At 71.0% G+C, this 16,558-nt stretch carries 19 protein-coding genes; 12 read left to right on the top strand and 7 right to left on the bottom strand.

Going from position 1 to position 16,558, the window contains the following annotated elements; all coding sequences use genetic code 11:
* Positions 1 to 63: 63 nt before the first annotated feature.
* Together AB0M48_RS24395 and AB0M48_RS24390 are read left to right on the top strand one after the other, a co-directional pair.
* Entirely contained in the window at positions 64 to 1,650 is a 1,587-nt protein-coding gene (locus AB0M48_RS24395; RefSeq protein ID WP_363846046.1) for a beta-1,3-glucanase family protein, read from the top strand.
* Positions 1,651 to 1,750: 100 nt separating this feature from the next.
* A complete protein-coding gene (locus AB0M48_RS24390) occupies positions 1,751 to 2,323 on the top strand; it encodes a hypothetical protein (protein WP_363846044.1) in 573 nt (190 codons plus the stop codon).
* A 36-nt stretch (positions 2,324 to 2,359) separates the two neighbouring features.
* On the opposite strand, the gene AB0M48_RS24385 is transcribed toward AB0M48_RS24390, so the two are convergent.
* Both AB0M48_RS24385 and AB0M48_RS24380 read right to left on the bottom strand, forming a co-directional pair.
* A complete protein-coding gene (locus AB0M48_RS24385) occupies positions 2,360 to 3,547 on the bottom strand; it encodes an MFS transporter (RefSeq protein WP_363846042.1) in 1,188 nt (395 codons plus the stop codon).
* Complete coding sequence (locus tag AB0M48_RS24380) at positions 3,537 to 4,868, bottom strand: FAD-dependent oxidoreductase (protein WP_363846040.1); 1,332 nt, start codon at positions 4,866 to 4,868, stop codon at positions 3,537 to 3,539. The genes AB0M48_RS24385 and AB0M48_RS24380 overlap by 11 nt, the downstream gene beginning before the upstream one ends.
* 98 nt (positions 4,869 to 4,966) lie before the next feature.
* On the opposite strand from AB0M48_RS24380, the gene AB0M48_RS24375 reads away from it, so the two are divergent.
* The 6 genes from AB0M48_RS24375 to AB0M48_RS24350 all read left to right on the top strand — a co-directional run bounded on the left by AB0M48_RS24375 (position 4,967) and on the right by AB0M48_RS24350 (position 9,962).
* Positions 4,967 to 5,803, top strand: coding sequence for a metalloregulator ArsR/SmtB family transcription factor (locus tag AB0M48_RS24375; protein ID WP_363846038.1), 837 nt, complete (start codon positions 4,967 to 4,969; stop codon positions 5,801 to 5,803).
* A gap of 57 nt (positions 5,804 to 5,860) precedes the next feature.
* Positions 5,861 to 6,877, top strand: coding sequence for an NAD(P)-binding domain-containing protein (locus tag AB0M48_RS24370; RefSeq protein WP_363846571.1), 1,017 nt, complete (start codon positions 5,861 to 5,863; stop codon positions 6,875 to 6,877).
* A 112-nt stretch (positions 6,878 to 6,989) separates the two neighbouring features.
* Complete coding sequence (locus AB0M48_RS24365) at positions 6,990 to 8,198, top strand: hypothetical protein (RefSeq protein ID WP_363846036.1); 1,209 nt, start codon at positions 6,990 to 6,992, stop codon at positions 8,196 to 8,198.
* A gap of 257 nt (positions 8,199 to 8,455) precedes the next feature.
* Positions 8,456 to 9,355, top strand: a complete 900-nt coding sequence (locus tag AB0M48_RS24360; protein ID WP_363846034.1) for an SDR family oxidoreductase — start codon at positions 8,456 to 8,458, stop codon at positions 9,353 to 9,355.
* 42 nt (positions 9,356 to 9,397) lie between these two features.
* On the top strand, positions 9,398 to 9,649 hold the full coding sequence (locus tag AB0M48_RS24355) for a hypothetical protein (RefSeq protein WP_363846032.1): 252 nt from the start codon (positions 9,398 to 9,400) through the stop codon (positions 9,647 to 9,649).
* Between the two features lies 1 nt (position 9,650).
* A complete protein-coding gene (locus AB0M48_RS24350; protein ID WP_363846030.1) occupies positions 9,651 to 9,962 on the top strand; it encodes a hypothetical protein in 312 nt (103 codons plus the stop codon).
* 29 nt (positions 9,963 to 9,991) lie between these two features.
* Here the strand turns inward: AB0M48_RS24350 and AB0M48_RS24345 are convergent, their stop codons facing one another.
* Positions 9,992 to 10,753: an alpha/beta hydrolase gene (locus AB0M48_RS24345; RefSeq protein ID WP_363846028.1), complete on the bottom strand. Its 762-nt coding sequence runs from the start codon at positions 10,751 to 10,753 to the stop codon at positions 9,992 to 9,994.
* A 111-nt stretch (positions 10,754 to 10,864) separates the two neighbouring features.
* Between AB0M48_RS24345 and AB0M48_RS24340 the strand changes: the two genes are divergently transcribed.
* Entirely contained in the window at positions 10,865 to 11,620 is a 756-nt protein-coding gene (locus tag AB0M48_RS24340; protein ID WP_363846026.1) for an alpha/beta fold hydrolase, read from the top strand.
* 4 nt (positions 11,621 to 11,624) lie between these two features.
* Here the strand turns inward: AB0M48_RS24340 and AB0M48_RS24335 are convergent, their stop codons facing one another.
* The 3 genes from AB0M48_RS24335 to AB0M48_RS24325 all read right to left on the bottom strand — a co-directional run bounded on the left by AB0M48_RS24335 (position 11,625) and on the right by AB0M48_RS24325 (position 13,770).
* A complete protein-coding gene (locus AB0M48_RS24335; protein ID WP_363846024.1) occupies positions 11,625 to 12,656 on the bottom strand; it encodes a beta-ketoacyl-ACP synthase III in 1,032 nt (343 codons plus the stop codon).
* Between the two features lie 340 nt (positions 12,657 to 12,996).
* Complete coding sequence (locus AB0M48_RS24330) at positions 12,997 to 13,407, bottom strand: LysR substrate-binding domain-containing protein (protein WP_363846022.1); 411 nt, start codon at positions 13,405 to 13,407, stop codon at positions 12,997 to 12,999.
* A 48-nt stretch (positions 13,408 to 13,455) separates the two neighbouring features.
* Entirely contained in the window at positions 13,456 to 13,770 is a 315-nt protein-coding gene (locus tag AB0M48_RS24325; RefSeq protein WP_363846020.1) for a LysR family transcriptional regulator, read from the bottom strand.
* Between AB0M48_RS24325 and AB0M48_RS24320 the strand changes: the two genes are divergently transcribed.
* The 3 genes from AB0M48_RS24320 (at position 13,757) to AB0M48_RS24310 (ending at position 15,371) form a co-directional block, all read left to right on the top strand.
* Positions 13,757 to 14,161, top strand: coding sequence for a DoxX family protein (locus tag AB0M48_RS24320; protein WP_363846018.1), 405 nt, complete (start codon positions 13,757 to 13,759; stop codon positions 14,159 to 14,161). The two genes, AB0M48_RS24325 and AB0M48_RS24320, sit on opposite strands and share 14 nt — an antisense overlap.
* Before the next feature lie 43 nt (positions 14,162 to 14,204).
* Entirely contained in the window at positions 14,205 to 14,450 is a 246-nt protein-coding gene (locus AB0M48_RS24315; protein WP_363846016.1) for a hypothetical protein, read from the top strand.
* Between the two features lie 708 nt (positions 14,451 to 15,158).
* Positions 15,159 to 15,371 (top strand): hypothetical protein, encoded by a 213-nt coding sequence (locus tag AB0M48_RS24310; RefSeq protein ID WP_363846014.1) that lies wholly within the window; start codon positions 15,159 to 15,161, stop codon positions 15,369 to 15,371.
* 21 nt (positions 15,372 to 15,392) lie between these two features.
* Here AB0M48_RS24310 and AB0M48_RS24305 read toward each other — a convergent pair whose 3' ends face one another.
* Positions 15,393 to 16,337, bottom strand: a complete 945-nt coding sequence (locus AB0M48_RS24305; RefSeq protein ID WP_363846012.1) for a tetratricopeptide repeat protein — start codon at positions 16,335 to 16,337, stop codon at positions 15,393 to 15,395.
* Positions 16,338 to 16,558 lie beyond the last annotated feature (221 nt).

Genomic DNA, 16,558 nt, shown 5'->3' with positions numbered 1-16,558 from the left:
CCCCGACCGCCCTGAAGCCGGTCGGGGGTCCTGCTGGCGGAGCACCCCTGCACAAGGAGTCAGATGCGCACTCGAACAAAGTGGTTCAGCGCGCTCGCCGCGCTGGCGGCGACCGCGTCGGTGGCTGTCGCGATCACCCCGGCACAGGCGATCGGGCCCGACCTGCTACCGCTCACCATCACGAACAACAGCGGCCGGTCCGAGGGCGTGCACCTGTACGTCCTCGGCACCGACATCCGCAACGGACGTCTCGGGTACGTCAACCAGGCGGGTGCGTTCACGCCGTGGTCGCCGGGCGGCAACCCGCCCACGCCCGCACCGGACGTGTCCATCGCCGGTCCCGGTCCCAATGGCACCGCCACCCTGCGCGTGCCCCGGTTCATCTCGGGCCGCGTCTACATGTCGTTCGGCGAGAAGCTCAAGTTCTTCCTGACCCCCGACGGCCTGGTGCAGCCGGCGCCGTGGGCGTCCGGCGACCCGAACAGCGGCATCCTGTTCGACTGGAGCGAGTTCACCTACAACGACGCCGGCCTGTGGCTCAACAGCTCCCAGGTGGACATGTTCGCGGTACCGCACGCGGTGACCGTGACGGGCGCGAGCGGCGCCACGAAGAAGACCGGCGAGCTGAAGCCCGGCGGGCGGGACGCCGTCATCAACGGCATCCGGAACCAGGCGGGCTGGGGCGGGTCGATCATGTCCCGTCCGGACGGCACGGTGCTGCGCGTGCTCGCGCCGGGCAAGACGGCCGACGTCGGCAACTTCGACCGCAACTACCTGGACTCGTACATCACGCAGGCGTGGAACGCGTACACGACCAAGACGCTGACCGTGCAGCCGTTCGGCGACCGCCCGGACGTGAAGTACTTCGGCCGCACGTCCGGCACCACGATGAACTTCACGAACTCCGCCGGTCAGCAGGTGGCGTCGTTCGCGAAGCCGTCCACGGCGAACGTGTGGGGCTGCGACGGCGCGTTGCACGCACCCAACGACCAGGTGGTCGGCCCGATCGCGCGCACCCTGTGCGCCGCCCTGCACCGCTCCACGCTCGGCCGCATCGACGTGCAGCCCGGCGGCGGTCCCGCGGACTTCTACCAGGGCGCGATCACCAACCACTACTCGCGGCTGGTGCACCAGAACATGGTGGACGGCAAGGCGTACGGGTTCGCGTTCGACGACGTGCAGGCGCAGGAGTCGCTGGTGCACGACGGCGACCCGCGCTCGGCCGGGATCATCCTCACCCCGTTCGGCGGCTCCGCTCCCCCGCCCGCGGCCGGCAGCATCGTCAGCGACTGGCACGGCAAGTGCGTCGACGTGCCGAACTGGAACTTCGCCGACGGGCAGCGCCTGATCGTGTGGAACTGCACGGGCGGCACGAACCAGAAGTTCGAGTTCGTGGGCGGCACGCTGCGCACGGAGAACAACAAGTGCGTGGACGTGGCGTGGGGTTCGACGGCCAACGGCGCGGCCGTGCAGCTCGCGACCTGCTCGGGCAACGCCGCCCAGCAGTTCGTGCTGACCGGAGCGGGTGACCTGGTGAACCCGCAGGCGAACAAGTGCGTGGACATCGCGGAGTGGAACCCGGACAACGACGCGGTCCTGCACATGTGGGACTGCGTCGGCGGCGCCAACCAGAAGTGGCACCGCGGCTGACACACGACGCTCGACCGACGCCGGGGTGCCTGTGCGCCCCGGCGTTCATTCGTTCGTGAATGGACGATTGCGCTCACCCGAAAACGGGCACGCAATGCGCGTGACGACCGACCACCAGGACCTGCCGCACGCCCACCTCAGCCGCGAAGCGCAGGAGCTGTTAGACCCGCACCACCACCGCGCGAGCGTTCATCTCGGCGACAGGCTCGTCGTCGACCCGGAGCAGGTGCTCGCGAACGTCGCGATGGCGATGGAACGCCTGGACCTCGACATCAGCACACCGGTCAGCATCGAGGAGGACGTCGCGACCCTCGAAGAGCTGGTCGCGATGGTGGACCACTTCGGCAAAGGGCCGGCGCTCATCGCGCACGTGCTCAACACGGCGGCACGCGTCATGAACGCCCGCTATCCCGCCGAACTCGTCCGCCACCCCCTGCCGCCCGACTGCGACCTGCGCCGGCTGTTCCACGCGGACGTCGACGAACGCAGCCAGAACGTCGCGCGAGCGGTGTTCAACCAGCGGCTGGCACGGGAGTCGGACGTGCGCGAGACCGAGATCGCGGTGGACCTCGACGAGCTCTCGTCGGAGCAGCGGATCGAGGTGTTCATGGCGGTGTTCTTCCTGTACGGCACGAAGATCGGGGCATTGCAGAACCGGACGGGCATCCGATGAGGTAGCCGTGCCGTGCTCCGGGCTGGTTCCGGCGGACTACCGCGGCACGCCGGCGGTCGACAACGCCGCCGCCAGCACCCCGATCACGCCCAGCACCACGAACACCGCCGGATAGCCGCCGAGCCAGGCCGCCAGGGCGCTGCCCGCCCACGGCGCGATCGCCGCCGTGAGCAGGACCGGCGCGGTGAGCAGGCCGTTGAGCCGTCCGTAGTGGACAGGACCCCACCGGTCGGTGATCGCGGTCGCCTGCACCAGGGTGAAGATCCCGCGCGTGACACCGGCGAGCACCGAACCCGCCATCAGCAGCAGAACGGGACCGGGCACCACCCCCAGCAGAACGGTCACGGCCGCGCTGACCAGGAGGACCAGCACGGTGCGGGTGCGCACCGACGTCCTCGCGGTCAGCCGGCCGTAGCCGAGGCGGCCGAGCACCTGGCCGATCCCGCCCACGCCGAGCGCGACCGCGGCGGCCGAGGTCGTCATGCCGCGCTCGGTCAGCAGCGGCACGAGGTTGATCACGACGGCGTACACGCTGAACGCGGCCAGGCTCATCGCGACCACGAGCACCAGGAACGGTCTGCTGCGTGCCACCGCCGACGGCGTGTGGACGGTTTCGTGCTCGATCATCGGCCACGGTAGGCGCAAGCCCACGAGGTGCAGCGGAATCGTGGTGACAGCGAGGAACCCGGCGAGCACGAGATAGGTGCCGCGCCAGTCCACCAGGTCGTTCAGCACCGCCGTCAGCGGCGCGAACACGGTGCTGGCAAGGCCTGCGACCAGTGTCAGCGCGGTCAGTGCCGAGACGCGGCGAGGCCCGTACCAGCGGGTCAGCGCGGCGAAGGCGGGAGCGTAGAAGATCCCGGCCATCGCCACGCCGGCCAGCAGCCACGCCGCGGTGAACCACAACAACGAATTCGCTGTCGCCAGCGCCACCAGCGCGAGCACGGCGATGACCGAGCCGGTGGTCATGACGGCGCGCGGGCCGTGCCGGTCGAGCAGCCTGCCCACCGGGATGCCCACCAGGCCCGCGACGACCTGGCTCGCGGAGAACCCGGCGGTGATCGCCGCGAGCGACCACCCCGTTCTCGCGCTGATGGTCGGCAGCAGCACCGGGAAGGCGTAGTAGAGCACGCCCCAGCTGATGATCTCGGTGGTGCACAGGACGACCAGCACGCGGCGCAGCCCGGCGTGGGTGCCGGGCCGCGCTGCCGTGTCAGCGTGCACTGGGCGCGAGGCCGATCGACACGTCGGCCGTCTCCGGCGTGCTGCAGCACCCGCCGCCGTTCTTCTGCTCCGCCGGTGCGTCGAACACACCGGCACCACCGCAGACGCCCGTCTCGGGCAGGACGAGCTCGACGCGCCCGGCCGCCTCGTGGTCGCCGGTGATCGCGGCTACGACGGATCGCACCTGCTCGTAGCCCGTCAGCGACAGGAACGTCGGCGCACGGCCGTAGCTCTTCATGCCCACCAGGTAAACACCCGGCTCGGGGTGCCGCAGCTCGGCCTCACCGTGCGGGTAGACCGTGCCGCACGAGTGGACGTTCGGGTCGATCAGCGGCGCGAGCTTCGTCGGCGCCTGCAGCACCGGGTCCAGGTCGAGCCGGACCTCCGACAGCCACGACAGGTCCGGCCGGAACCCGGTCAGCACCACGACCTCGTCGATGCCCTCGACCTGATGACCGTCGAACGACTCCAGCGTGAGGCTGCCGTCCGCGGCGCGATTCACCGACGCGGTGCGGAAACCGGTGACCGTCTCGATGTGCCCGGCCTCGGCCGCCTTCCTGGCCCGCAGGCCGAGCGCGCCGCGTGCGGGCAGCTGGTCGGCTTCACCGCCACCGAAGGCGTTGCCGACCGCGCCGCGCCGCAGCAGCCACACGATCTTCGTTCCGGGCTCCCGCTCGGCCAGATCGGCCAGCGCGACGAGCGCGGTCAGGGCGGAGTGACCGCTGCCCGCGACCGCGATCCGCTTGCCCGCGTAGCGAGCGCGTTCGGTCTCGAGGTCGGGCACGCGGTAGTTGATGCGCGCGGCCGCCGCCTGCTCTCCCAGCGCGGGAAGCCCGTCCCCGCCGAGCGGGTTCGGCGAACCCCACGTGCCGGACGCGTCGACCACCGCACGGGCGGTGATCCGCTCCTCGCCGGCAGCGGTCCGCACGTGCACGGTCAGCGGTTCGTCCTCGCGGCCCGCGTCGACCACCCGGTCCCGGCCGCGGCGCGCGACGCCCACGACCCGCGCACCGAGCCGCACCCGGTCCCCGAGGGCTTCGGCCAGCGGCTCGAGGTAGAGGGCGGCCCACTCCGCACCGGTCGGATACGCGCCACCGTCGGGACGCACCCACCCGGTCGGCGTCAGCAACCGCTCGGCGGCGGGGTCGACCAGCTCGCTCCACCGCGAGAACAGCCGGACGTGGTTCCACTGCGACACCGCGGCACCCGCCCGGTCGCCCGCCTCCAGCACGATCACCCGCTCGCCTCGTTCGGCCAGGTTCGCCGCCGCGGACAAACCCGCAGGCCCGGCACCCACCACGACCACTGGCAACTCGGTCACGACGCACCCCTTGTATCGACAGATTTCAAATCAACAGCGGCGACTGTATCGACCGCGATCGATTGACGCAACCATCGATCTGTGTCGATACTTCACCCATGACGACGACAGCGGCCTCGCCCGCCGTGCTGCCCGCAGGCGACGCCGCGACCTACGCGGAGTGGTTCGCGTGCCTCGCCGAGCCCACCCGCGTGCGCCTGCTGCACGCCGTCGCGACCGCGGGACGCGCGATGACCGTCGGCGAACTGACCGAGTTGCTCGGCACCAGCCAGTCCACGTGCTCCCACCACGTGCGCAAGCTCGCCGAGGTCGGTTTCCTGCGGGTGCACAAGGAAGGCACCGCCACGCAGGTCTCGGTGAACGCGTCCTGCTGCACCGGTCTCCCCCACGCCGCCGACATCGTCATGGGAGTGCTCGCACCTCGCCCCTGCTGCCCGCAGGACCTGCCGCCCGACGTGACCGTCCGCGCCCTGCGCGAGGACGACTGGACCGCCGTCCGCCGCATCTACGCCGAGGGCATCGCCACCGGTGACGCGACGTTCGAAACCGAAGTCCCGCCGCGCAGGACCCTGGACGCCAAGTGGCTGCCCGAGCACCGCTGGATCGCCGAGGTCGACGGCGAGACAGCGGGCTGGGCCGCGGCGACGCCAGTGTCCGCGAGGGACTGCTACACCGGCGTGGCGGAGACGTCCGTGTACGTGGGAGCGGACTTCCGCAGCCGAGGCGTCGGCAAAGCGTTGCTGCACCAGCAGGTCACCGCGGCGGACGGCGCCGGCCTCTGGACGTTGCAGACGTCGGTCTTCCCCGAGAACCGCGCGAGCCTCGCCCTGCACCACTCCGCGGGCTTCCGCACCCTCGGCGTCCGCGAACGCATCGCGCGGCACCACGGCGTGTGGCGCGACACCGTCTTCCTCGAACGCCGCAAGGCCGACTGACACCCGTCTGACCACTCCTCCGTCGCCGTGCTCGGCGACGGCTACTTCGAGGTGCCCATGAACAGCCACGACGCCATCGTCATCGGCGCCGGCCAGTCCGGTCTCGCTTCCGCCCACGCCCTCATCTCGCGAGGCCTGCGCCCGCTCGTCCTGGAGGCAGGCGACGAACCGATCGGGTCCTGGCCGCACTACTACGACAGCCTCACCCTCTTCTCCCCCGCCCGCTACAGCGCCCTGCCCGGTGTGCCGTTCCCCGGTGATCCCGAGCGCTATCCGCACCGCGACGAAGTCGTCGACTACCTCCGCGACTACGCCGCACATCTCGACGCCGACCTCCGCACCGGCCACCGCGTCACAGAAGTGGTGCGCGACAACGAGTTCCGGGTCACGACCGCGGACGGGACGAGCTTCACGGCGCCGATCGTCATCGCCGCCACCGGCGGCTTCGGCAACCCGCACCGGCCCACCGTGCCCGGTCTCGACGAGTTCCCCGGCACCGTGCTGCACGCCGCGCGGTACCGCTCTCCCGGACCGTTCCACGGCCGGCGGGTCGTCGTGGTCGGCGCCGGCAACTCCGCCGTCCAGATCGCCGCGGAACTCTCCGAACACGCCCGCGTCACCCTCGCGACCCGCAAGCCGGTGAGGTTCTCCGCACAACGCCCGTTCGGCCGCGACCTGCACTTCTGGCTCGACCGCACCGGCCTCGGCCACCTCCCGATCGGCCCCTGGCTGCCCGGCGGCTTCACCACCCCGGTTCTCGACACCGGCCGTTACCGCCGGGCGCTCGAAGACCGGCGCCCCGACCGCCGGCAGATGTTCACGGCACTGGAGGGCTCGAAGGTCATCTGGCCCGGCGACCAGCGCGAAGACGTCGACGCGATCGTCCTCGCCACCGGCTACCGCCCCGACCTGCCGTACCTGGACGGACTGGGGACCGAGCACGACCGCGGTGTCTCCCGCCACCACCGCGGACTCGGCTTCGCAGGCCTCGAGTGGCAGCGGAGTCTCTCCTCCGCCACCTTGCGCGGTGTCGGGCGCGACGCCGCGCACGTGGTCGGACGCCTGCTCAGGTGACGGATCGCTGATCAGCCGAGTGCGAGCCGCGGCCGGTCGTCCGGCACGGACGTTACGTTCGCCGCTCCGCCGACGACCTAGGGGTGGAACCCCGGAGAGGAAGGCCGGCTTCATGACTCGGACCGGTGCGGACGTGCGTGGGCTCGGGGACGGGATCTCCCCGGTGGTCGGCGAGGTCGAGGAGATCGCGGCACACGCCGATCCCGTCGTCCGCAACCTGCGGATCACGCACTGCTACCACCGGTTGTCGCGAGTGCTGGCCGCCCGCACCGGCGGGGCCGCGAACTGGTGCACCTTCGCCGTGTGGGCGTCCAAGCAGGTGGGGCAGACGATCCGGCAGGAAGACCTGGCACGCGCGGTGGGACACCTGCTGAAGTCCTCGCCCGAGGTGGCGGCGGGTGTCGACCTGGTGGTGCGCGGTCTGCGCCGGGGTGTTCCCCAGGAGGTGCTGGACCGCGCGCACGGGGTGGTGCGCCAGGCCGTGGTGACGACCGCGCGGCTCGACGACGTCAGTGCCGCCGCGGCACGGGGCAACCTCAAGGTCTTCGAGGAGATCGCCCGCGAGTTCGCCCGCTTCCTCGCGGAGTTCGGCGACGGGGCCACCGACCACGACGAGCGGCGGATCGTGGAGTTCTGCGACGCGCTGCGCCCCGGTGAGCCGCCGGAGGGGCAGCGCTACCTGCGGCAGGCCTTCACCCGGTACCACCGGGCGATGACCACCCAGGACCACAAGCGGCGCGCCGAACTGCTGCTCCTGGCGAACGTCGAGGTCGGTCTGCACGAGCAGACGCGGTTGCAACCGGAGATCACCGCGGCGATGCAGGCGCCGGTGGTCGACCCGCGCGAGCTCGAACGCCGCCTGTTCGACCTGTTCCTGCCGGGCAACCGGGTGGTCAGGTGGCTGCGCCTGGCGCTGCTGACGGTGCTCGGCAGGCGCACCGCCGTGCGCCTCGCCGCGGAACACCTGGCGGACCAGGCACGCGCGGTGGTCCGCGTGGCGGTGACCAGGCACCTGATGTCCCTGGCGCTGCCGGGCGGCGAGCTGCTCGACCTGGCCGACGACCTGCCGGCGACGTTCCCGCCGCTGCTCGCGGAACTGTCCGACCCGGAACTGAGGGCACTGCTGGAGATCGTCGATCCGACACCGGACAGCCTGGCCGGCACGGCCGCGCGGGACTGGGCCGACCTGCCCGACCGGATGCACTACATCGCGGACATGTTCCGCTGCCACGCGCTGCGCGACGACCTGCTCGGCCCGCCGTTCACCGCGGAGCAGGTCGAGGCCCTGCAAGCCGGACGCCGGCCCGGCGGAGCGCTGTGACGACGTGATCGCCTCCGGTGGAAGCCGCGGCGACTACCGGAGGCGCCGGCGCAGCGCCTCCGTGATCTGGCACCCGGCTCCGGGATCGAGCGCGGCGAGGATCAGCGCCTGCACCGGCACGGGCGACGCCGGGCACCGCGGCGGCTACTCCTGGAGATCACCGAGGTGCGAGACGGGAGAACCGGATCGTCGGATTGAGCGCCGCGTCCACGGGAATACCCCGGTTCCACGTTCCATCGTCGGCGAGGTGGCTGTACATGCCGGAAGACCAGTACGCGCAGCAGGATCCCAGGGACCAGTACCCGCGTCCCGGACGGCAGGAAGGGCAGGAGCAGGAGCATCCCGGTTCGGGCCGCGGCATGGACCCGGAACCGGACCACGGCGAGCTGACCTATCGGGGCAGCGGGCGTCTGACCGATCGCAAGGCCGTGATCACCGGTGGCGACTCCGGCATCGGCCGCGCTGTGGCGCTCGCGTTCGCCCGTGAAGGCGCGGACGTGCTGCTGTCCTACCTGGAGGAGGAGCAGGCCGACGCCGAGCGCACCGCCGAACTCGTGAAGGACGCCGGCAGGCAGGCGGTGCTGGTGCCCGGCGACCTGCGCTCCGAGGAGGCCTGCCGGCACGTCGCCGAGCGCGCGGAGCAGGAGTTCGGCCGGATCGACGTCCTGGTCAACAACGCGGCCTACCAGATGGCGCAGGACGACGGCCTGCTCGGCATCACCTCCGACCAGTTCGACCGCGTGCTGAAGACCAACGTGTACGCGATGTTCTGGCTGTGCAAGGCCGCCGTGCCGCTGATGCGCCCCGGCGCCACCATCATCAACACCTCGTCGATCCAGGCGTTCCAGCCCTCCCCCGAGCTCATGGACTACGCCGCCACCAAAGCCGCCATCGTCAACTTCACCAAGGCGCTGTCGGCCGACCTCATCGGCAAGGGCATCAGGGTCAACTCGGTCGCGCCCGGTCCTGTGTGGACTCCGCTGATCCCCGCGACCATGCCCGCCGAGAAGGTCGACAGCTTCGGCGCCCAGACACCCATGGGACGCGCGGCACAGCCGGCCGAGCTCGGACCGGTGTTCGTCTTCTTCGCGTCGCAGGAATCGAGCTACATCACCGGCGAGGTGCTCGGTGTCACCGGCGGGCAACTGCTGACCTGAGGACACCACTTCCACTGCACGACAAGACACCGAGGAGGCGCGATGACGATCGACGAAGACGACCTGCGGCGGTTGCTCGACTCCGGCCTGCCCGACGCCACGCTCGTGCTCGTCGAGGGCAGGACCGAGGTCGTGTCGGCACGGGACCTCGACACCGACGCGTTCCGCGGAGCGCTGCAGGTGACGACGCGCGAGGACCTCCTCGCCCGCTTCGACGGTCCGGACGTCACCGAACCCGAGCTCGAGCGGATCGCCGCGACGCTCGGATCCACTGTGGACAACCTCGGCGGCTGACATGAGCGCGTCCCAGCGAGGCATGCCGTCGGTGGCGGCGTCGAGCACCTGGCACGACGCGGACAACGTCCGGCAACCCTCCGGTGACGTCCACGCCTGGTGGCCCGGCACGAACCAGACGATGTGCGGCACGCCGCTGAGCCGCGCCCGGCTGGACCGCTTCCCGCACGTGCTGTGGGCGGACGCGGTGTGGGTGGAGGGAACCGCCGAACCCGGCGCACCGGTCATGGCCCTGTGCCGCCGATGCGCCGCGGCGGCCCGTCCGCGGCGGACGGGCACGAGCCACGGCCGCCGGTCGGCTCGGCGCCCCTGACCGCCACTCGCTTCGGCCCGCGATCCAGATCAGCGCAGATCGGCACCGCGCCGGATGAGATCCGCGGTCAGCCGCCCCTGGCGGAAGGGAAAGGTGTGCGCGCCCGGCACGGTCGTGGACCGCCCGTCGGGTGCCGCCGCCGCGAGCCGGTCGAGCCACGGCTGAGGCGCGAAGGCGTCGTGTTCACCGCGGGCGAGGAGCACCGGGCACCTCACACCGGTGATGACGTGCTCGGGTTCGTCGCGCTGCGCGGAGCGGACGAACCGCGCCAGGGCCCTCGGGCCTCCGCGCAGGTAGTAGGGCGCCGTCGCCCGGAACAGACCTGGCGGCTCGTGGCGGGAGTTGCGGGTGAAGCCGCGCGCCAGTCCACTGAGGACACGCTGCTCCGGCGGGAAGGTGGTTCCCAGCAGGACCAGTGCGCTCACGCGATCCGGATGCGCCGCGGCGACGTGCAGTGCCGCCTGGGCACCCGTGGAGTGCCCGGCCAGCACGACGGGACCGCCGGCGACCTGTGCCAGCCACGCCGACACCGTCTCCGCGATGGCGGGAATCTCCGGAGGGCAGCCCTGCGGACCCCGGCGGCCGAAGCCGGGCACGTCGAGCAGGAACGTCCTGGCCCAGGCGGCACACTCGCCCACCGTCTCCAGCAGGTAGCCCAGCGCGCCCAGGCCGGGCACGACGGCCACGACCGGGCCCGAGGTGTGCTCCCAGCCCGCCTCCAGGCTCCGCACCTGCCGCCCCGCGGCCTCGTCACACCGCTCACGAAACGGTCTTTGCTGGTCACGCTGCATGGGCACCCCTCCTCGGATACTTCGAGTCCAAGGACGACTACCGCCCACACGGCCAGGGAAAACGTGAGAGTTCCCCTGTTTACCGGCCACCTGCAGGGCAACTCCTGCGCCATGTCCTTGAGCACTCTGGCCCGCGAACACGTCCTGTTCGCGATGCTGGGCATCCCCCGGCTGCTGTGTCACCCCGTCTGGCGCAACCCCGATCCCGGCCAGGGCAACGGGCTCGGCGTCCTGCTCGTCCCCGGCTTCGCCGCCGCCGATCTGAGCCTGCAGCTCACCTCGACCTGGCTGCGCGACCGCGGCTACGAGCCCGCCGGTGCGAACATCGGACTCAACCTCGGCTGCACCACCGAACTGGTCGACCACCTCGAGCAACGGCTCGAGCAGCACGCCGACGCCACCGGTGACCGCGTGCTGCTGCTGGGTCAGAGCCGCGGCGGCGCACTCGCCCGCCTCGCCGCCGTGCGCCGGCCGGACCTGGTCCGCGGCCTGGTCATGCTGGGCAGCCCGGTGGTCGACCCGATGGACGCGCATCCGCACGTGCTGCGGGCGGCGAGGATGCTGGCACGCCTGTCCGCTGTCGGCGTGCCCGGCCTCATGGACGACGACTGCTTCACCGGATCCTGCTTCGAGAACAACACCCGTGCTCTGGCGGAACCGCTGCCACCGGAGGTTCCCGCCCTGTCGGTGTACTCCCGAGCAGACGGCATCGTCCCGTGGCGTCTCAGCCTCGACCCGTCCGCCGAGTGCGTGGAGGTCCGCAGCACCCACACCGGGATGGGCTTCGACCCGGACGTCTACACGGCACTGCAGGAACGGCTCGTCGCCTGGAGCACCGAGACGCGACCGGCTCTGTGCGCCGTCTGACCGCCTAGTCGGCCCGCGGCCACACCAGCACGGCGGATCCCCAGGTGAGACCGCCTCCGAACGCGGTCAGCAGCACCCGTTCCCCGGCGTGGATCTCCTGGCGTGCCACCGCGTCCGCGAGTGCGAGCGGGATGGACGCGGCCCCGGTGTTGCCGACCCTCTCGATGTTGCCGACGATCTTCTCGTCCGGAATGGACAGTCGGCTGCCGACCAGCGAGAGGATTCGCGCGTTGGCCTGGTGTGCGACAACGCGATCGACGTCCGTCGTCGTCCATCCCGCGCTCTTCAGCACGGCCAGCGAGGATTCGGTCATCCGGGTGATGGCGTGCTGGTAGACCTCGCGGCCGCTCATCCGGAAGTGCCGGTCCGGCTCCCCGTACCGGCCCGGCTCCGCCCGGTCCCGCGCGCCGCCGCCCGGCACGGTGATGAGGTCGTGTCCCGTGCCGTCGCTGCCCAGGTCGAACCCGAGGATCTCACCCGGCTCGCCTCGCTCGCCCGCGCGCAGGACCACCGCACCGGCTCCGTCGCCGAACACCACACCGGCGCCGCGGTCGTCCGGGCCGATCAACGTCGAGTAGACGTCGGCCGCGACCAGCAGCACCCGCCGGGCGATCCCCGACGCGATCATCCCGCTCGCCGTGGCCAGCCCGTACACGAAACCCGTGCACACCGCGGAGACGTCGAACGCCGCGACGCCGGCCAGCCCCAGCTTCGCGGCCAGCGCGGGTGCCATCGCCGGAATCGGGTGATCGGGCGTCGACGTCGTCACGAGCACCAGGTCCACGGACCTCGTCGCGCACTTGGCCAGCACGGCTTCGGCCGCGGCCAGCGCGAGGTCACCGGTGGACGTGCCCTCCTCGGCCCAGTGCCGGGTGGCGATCCCGGTCCGCCTGCGCACCCAGGTGTCGTTGGTGTCCCAGTGCTGCGGCAGGTCGTCGTTCGACACCACCCTGGGCGGCACGCAGCCCGCTACGGCTTCCAGGACGGGAATCGGGCGCTCGGCGTGCTCGGTCAACGGGTCGTCTCTTCTCAGCATGTGGATGAACTGAGGCCGAAAGTACCCGAGCCGGACGGGGCGGTGGCACGCCCGGTGCGGTTCATCACGTGGCGACCGGGTGGTTACCGGCCGGTAGCGGATCCGTTGGGACACAAGGAATGCCGATGTGAAAGCGACTCAGGTTCGGCCGTCCACAGCGCGTCCGGTCGCCACCATGCGCCCCTACTCGCCGGTACGAGTCCCTGACGTGCGAACCTGGCTCGGCGGTCACACCTGAGGGCCGGTCCGGGTGAGTGCCAGGCAGCACCGGACGAAGTCGTGACGGCCTCGTCCGCGTCCGGTTGCCACGCCACACCGACGTCGCTGGGGCTGACGCCGGTTACCGGTCGGTACGCCACACCGGGCCGCGCGTAGAAGCGGGCAGTGAACTCCGGGACCAGCGCGATGCCGTCACCGTGGGCGATGCGTTCAGGAACTCGTCGGGTTGCTCCGTGACGGCACCGACGCGCACTTCCCGACCCTCCCTTTCGGACATCGCGAGCCAGTGGTCGCGCCAGACCCCGTGGCCCACCGGCGCGGCGACGACCGGTTCGTCGATCAGCTCGCTGAAGGCGATCTCGTCGCGTCCCGCCAACGGATGCGCGGACGACAAAGCCACGCAACGGGGTTCGTGGAACAACGACCGCACACCGAACGACTCCTGCCCGGGGAACGGGAGGCGCAGCAGCGCGACCGGCACCTCCGCCGTGGCGAGCCCGGCGGTCGGATCCGGCCACGGCGACTGCCGCATGTCGACCCGCCAGCCCTGCCGCCGCTCGCGGAGGGCGGCAACGATGTCCTAAGTCGCCTCGTTCGCCGCGCTGGACAGGAACCCGACTCGCAGCACGAGGGCCGCCGTCCTCGTCTCGGCCACCGCCTCGTCCCAGGCCACGAGCAGCGGCGGCACGCGGGCGGCGAGCGCACGACCCGCGTCGGTCAGCGTCATGCCCGTGCTGGACCTCGTGAACAGCCGCACGCCCAGGTGCGACTCCAGGTGCTTGAGTTGCTTGGTCAGCGCTGGTTGCGACACGAACAGGCGTTGCGCCGCGCGCGTGAGGTTGCCCTCCTCGGCGATGGCGGCGAAGTAGCGCAGCAGCCTCGTGTCCACGTCCATTCCGCAAGGTTATGGCGGCGGGTATTGGACGGGCACGGGATTCCACGCCGACAGTGGGAACACGATCGTCGAACTGGTCACCATCGCACTCAACGCGGGCGCGGCCACCGCGGACTTCGCCGGCGCCGGGTTCGTGCGCGACAACGCGAAGAAGCTCGGCATGTCCCCGCAGTGGATCCTGCCGCTCGGCGTGCTCAAGGCCGCCGGCGCCCTGGGTCTGGCCGCCGGGCTCGCCGGGGTGCCTCACGTCGGTGTCGCCGCGGCGGGCGGGCTGACGTTGTTCTTCGTCGGGGCGGTGGCGCTGCACGTGCAGCGGAAAGTGCTGCGCAACATCGTGTACCCGGCGGTGTTCCTGGGGTTCGCCGCCGCTTCGCTCGTCAGTCAGTGGTGACTTCCAGCCGGTCGGACCGGCGTCGCGGAGCTACTCTGCGCCGATGGAGGACGCTGATCGTGATGCCGGGATCCACCTGGGCGAACTGCTGGCGGCGTTCTCGCTGGCGACGGACCTCGGGCTGGGTCAGCCGATGGAGCACGTCCTCCGGTCGCGGCGACCGCCGCCGGCCTGCCCGCGGTCCGGGGCGATTCGGGCTGACGGCGACCAGCTGGTCGACCTCCGTCCACCTGGGACGGAGGGCGCCGGGGTACGCCGACCCGGTGATGCGCCGCACCGAACCGCTTGACACGATTTCCGGTACGTACTATAAGAAAAGTGTCGGTCAGTGACCTGGTGACAGTTGCCTGGGAGTGATCGAGATGGTCAGCGAAAGCGGTGTTCCGCACTTCCACCCCTGGGGTGGAACGACATTCCACACAGACAGGCGTGTGTTCGCGGACGTTGTCGCCGCCGACCTCGACTGGGTGCGGGCGGAGTTCGACGCGATCGTGGCTGCCAACTTCGCCGATCCGTCCGCCCGGCCGCCCCGTCGGCACCACCCTCGGCCTGCTCGCCGGCATCCTCGCCGCCCGGGACCAGCGGTACCGGCGGTGAGGTCCTCCGTCCGGCTGTCCGGCGACCTCAGCCGGACATCACGCAGAGTCGGCGCGCGGGAGCGTTCTCCTCCGCGCTTCGGGTGAACGGTGGACCACGAACGCATCGCAGGAGGTGATAGCGGGCAGGGTACGACTCGTCCGCTGTGGCTGTTCGCCCCTCGCTCTGCCGGTTCCCGCCTTTGCGCGACGACCGGTCTGCGTCTCGTGACGTGTTCAAGGCGATCGCCACGGCAGCACGCGGAAAGTCCCGGTGCTGCGAGCCGGCCATGTCCTGATCGTGTGTTTCCGACAATCCGAAGTTGAGTCCGATCCCGCCCGCCGCGGCCCCGGTTGCCGCGGCGGGCCTGACCCGTGCGGGAACGACGTCCTGGCGACCGCATCGTGAAAGGGGGACGCTCATGATCAGTCTGGACAAGCCGTGGAACGACGTCGCCGACCAGCTCCGTCCGGCCTGGCCCGATCTCGACGCCGCTGAGGAGAGCGATCTCCGCAGTGTGCCTGACGAGGACCGCATCGCCGAACCGGCTGCCGTGATCGAGGCCGACCCGGCCGACGTCGCCGACCAGCACCACGTCGTACCTCTCGCTGACGACTCCGATCCGTGGCCGTGAATCCACGGACAGGCTGCTCGGCTACCGACTCGTCAGCGAGTCCATCCGGTCGATCAGATCCCGCACGTCCCTGTTGTGGTGGTGCCGGTGTGCTTCGTTGCGCAGGGGGCGCATCCGTTCCAGGGTGCGGGGTGACTTGAGCCGTGCGGCGATGTCGAGTGCCTGCGTGCCGGTCTTGGCGCCCCGATCGGCGTCACCGTCGATGAAGTGGTTGATCGCCAGGGCGGTCAGGCTCAGGGCGCGGCTGCGCGTCCTCGCCTCGCCGTAGCCGGCGACGGCGGCGGTGAGCGGCGGGATGGCGAACGAGGTGTAACTGGTGTCGACTCGCTGAGCGAGTTCGGTGTAGATGACGCCGGTGAGCCCGGACAGGTCGATCCGGTCGTAGAAGGCCAGCCAGGACGGCACCACGGCTGGTGTGGCCTGCTCGAACGCGTCTGCGGCTTGGCCGAGCAGACACAGCGCGCCGTCGGCTTGGCCCAGCGTGGCGTGCGCCCAGGCCTGGTTGGCCAGCAGGAGGGACGTCGCCAACGTCGCGTGGCTGTCCCGAGCGACCCGCTCCCCCCGCTGGAAGTCGGTCAGGGCCTGGGCGGAATCGTTGTGGTGCAGGCGAACCCGGCCGATCCGGTAGTGGATGTTCGCGGTCAGATCGCGGGCGCCGACGGACGTTGCCAGCTCGAGCGCCTGGGTGAAGTGGGCCAGTGCGGCCTTCGCCTGCCCGGTGTCGAAGCAGGTCCACCCGGCGAGGTTGTGCAGATCCGCCACGGCTTTGCACAGGCGCGTCTGCACCGCATCTGGCGCGGTGGCTGCGAACATGCGACGAGCGTTGCTCAGTTCGGCCAGCACGGCCTCACGGCAGGAGCCGCCACCGAACCGGTGGTCCACGGCCCGCAACCGGCGGATCGTCTCGTCCACCCGCCGCACGTCGGACAACCCGACACGGCCCGCGCCAACACCTTCTGCATCCACGGCACACCTCGACCAAGGACGAGCATCGACGGTGGCCGCGCTGTTGGACCTCCTGCCACAGATGGTAAAACGCTCAGATCCGGCGTCAACACATCCGCGGCGGGGTGGAATCTCGCCCCAGCAGGTCTAGACGAGTAAGTCCTAAGTCCGGGCGGTGCCTGAAGACGGACGAAGGGTGTTCAAGATCAGTTTGTGAGGACCGACCTGAACACCCTTCTGAC

It is taken from the genome of Lentzea sp. NPDC051208 (assembly GCF_040682435.1).
Lineage (GTDB): Bacteria > Actinomycetota > Actinomycetes > Mycobacteriales > Pseudonocardiaceae > Lentzea > Lentzea kristufekii.
Note: the sequence above shows the minus strand (reverse complement) of the source record. Positions and strands in the feature narration are given on the sequence as shown.

Excerpts from the sequence above, each read along its gene's own strand:
- AB0M48_RS24350 (WP_363846030.1), top strand. The coding sequence starts at position 9,651 with ATGAGCGCGTCCCAGCGAGGCATGCCGTCGGTGGCGGCGTCGAGCACC.
- AB0M48_RS24315 (WP_363846016.1), top strand. The coding sequence starts at position 14,205 with ATGGAGGACGCTGATCGTGATGCCGGGATCCACCTGGGCGAACTGCTG.
- AB0M48_RS24330 (WP_363846022.1), bottom strand. The coding sequence starts at position 13,407 with ATGCGGCAGTCGCCGTGGCCGGATCCGACCGCCGGGCTCGCCACGGCG.
- AB0M48_RS24395 (WP_363846046.1), top strand. The coding sequence starts at position 64 with ATGCGCACTCGAACAAAGTGGTTCAGCGCGCTCGCCGCGCTGGCGGCG.
- AB0M48_RS24335 (WP_363846024.1), bottom strand. The coding sequence starts at position 12,656 with ATGCTGAGAAGAGACGACCCGTTGACCGAGCACGCCGAGCGCCCGATT.
- AB0M48_RS24375 (WP_363846038.1), top strand. The coding sequence starts at position 4,967 with ATGACGACGACAGCGGCCTCGCCCGCCGTGCTGCCCGCAGGCGACGCC.
- AB0M48_RS24325 (WP_363846020.1), bottom strand. The coding sequence starts at position 13,770 with ATGGACGTGGACACGAGGCTGCTGCGCTACTTCGCCGCCATCGCCGAG.
- AB0M48_RS24360 (WP_363846034.1), top strand. The coding sequence starts at position 8,456 with ATGCCGGAAGACCAGTACGCGCAGCAGGATCCCAGGGACCAGTACCCG.
- AB0M48_RS24310 (WP_363846014.1), top strand. The coding sequence starts at position 15,159 with ATGATCAGTCTGGACAAGCCGTGGAACGACGTCGCCGACCAGCTCCGT.
- AB0M48_RS24355 (WP_363846032.1), top strand. The coding sequence starts at position 9,398 with ATGACGATCGACGAAGACGACCTGCGGCGGTTGCTCGACTCCGGCCTG.
- AB0M48_RS24365 (WP_363846036.1), top strand. The coding sequence starts at position 6,990 with ATGACTCGGACCGGTGCGGACGTGCGTGGGCTCGGGGACGGGATCTCC.
- AB0M48_RS24340 (WP_363846026.1), top strand. The coding sequence starts at position 10,865 with ATGTCCTTGAGCACTCTGGCCCGCGAACACGTCCTGTTCGCGATGCTG.
- AB0M48_RS24370 (WP_363846571.1), top strand. The coding sequence starts at position 5,861 with ATGAACAGCCACGACGCCATCGTCATCGGCGCCGGCCAGTCCGGTCTC.
- AB0M48_RS24345 (WP_363846028.1), bottom strand. The coding sequence starts at position 10,753 with ATGCAGCGTGACCAGCAAAGACCGTTTCGTGAGCGGTGTGACGAGGCC.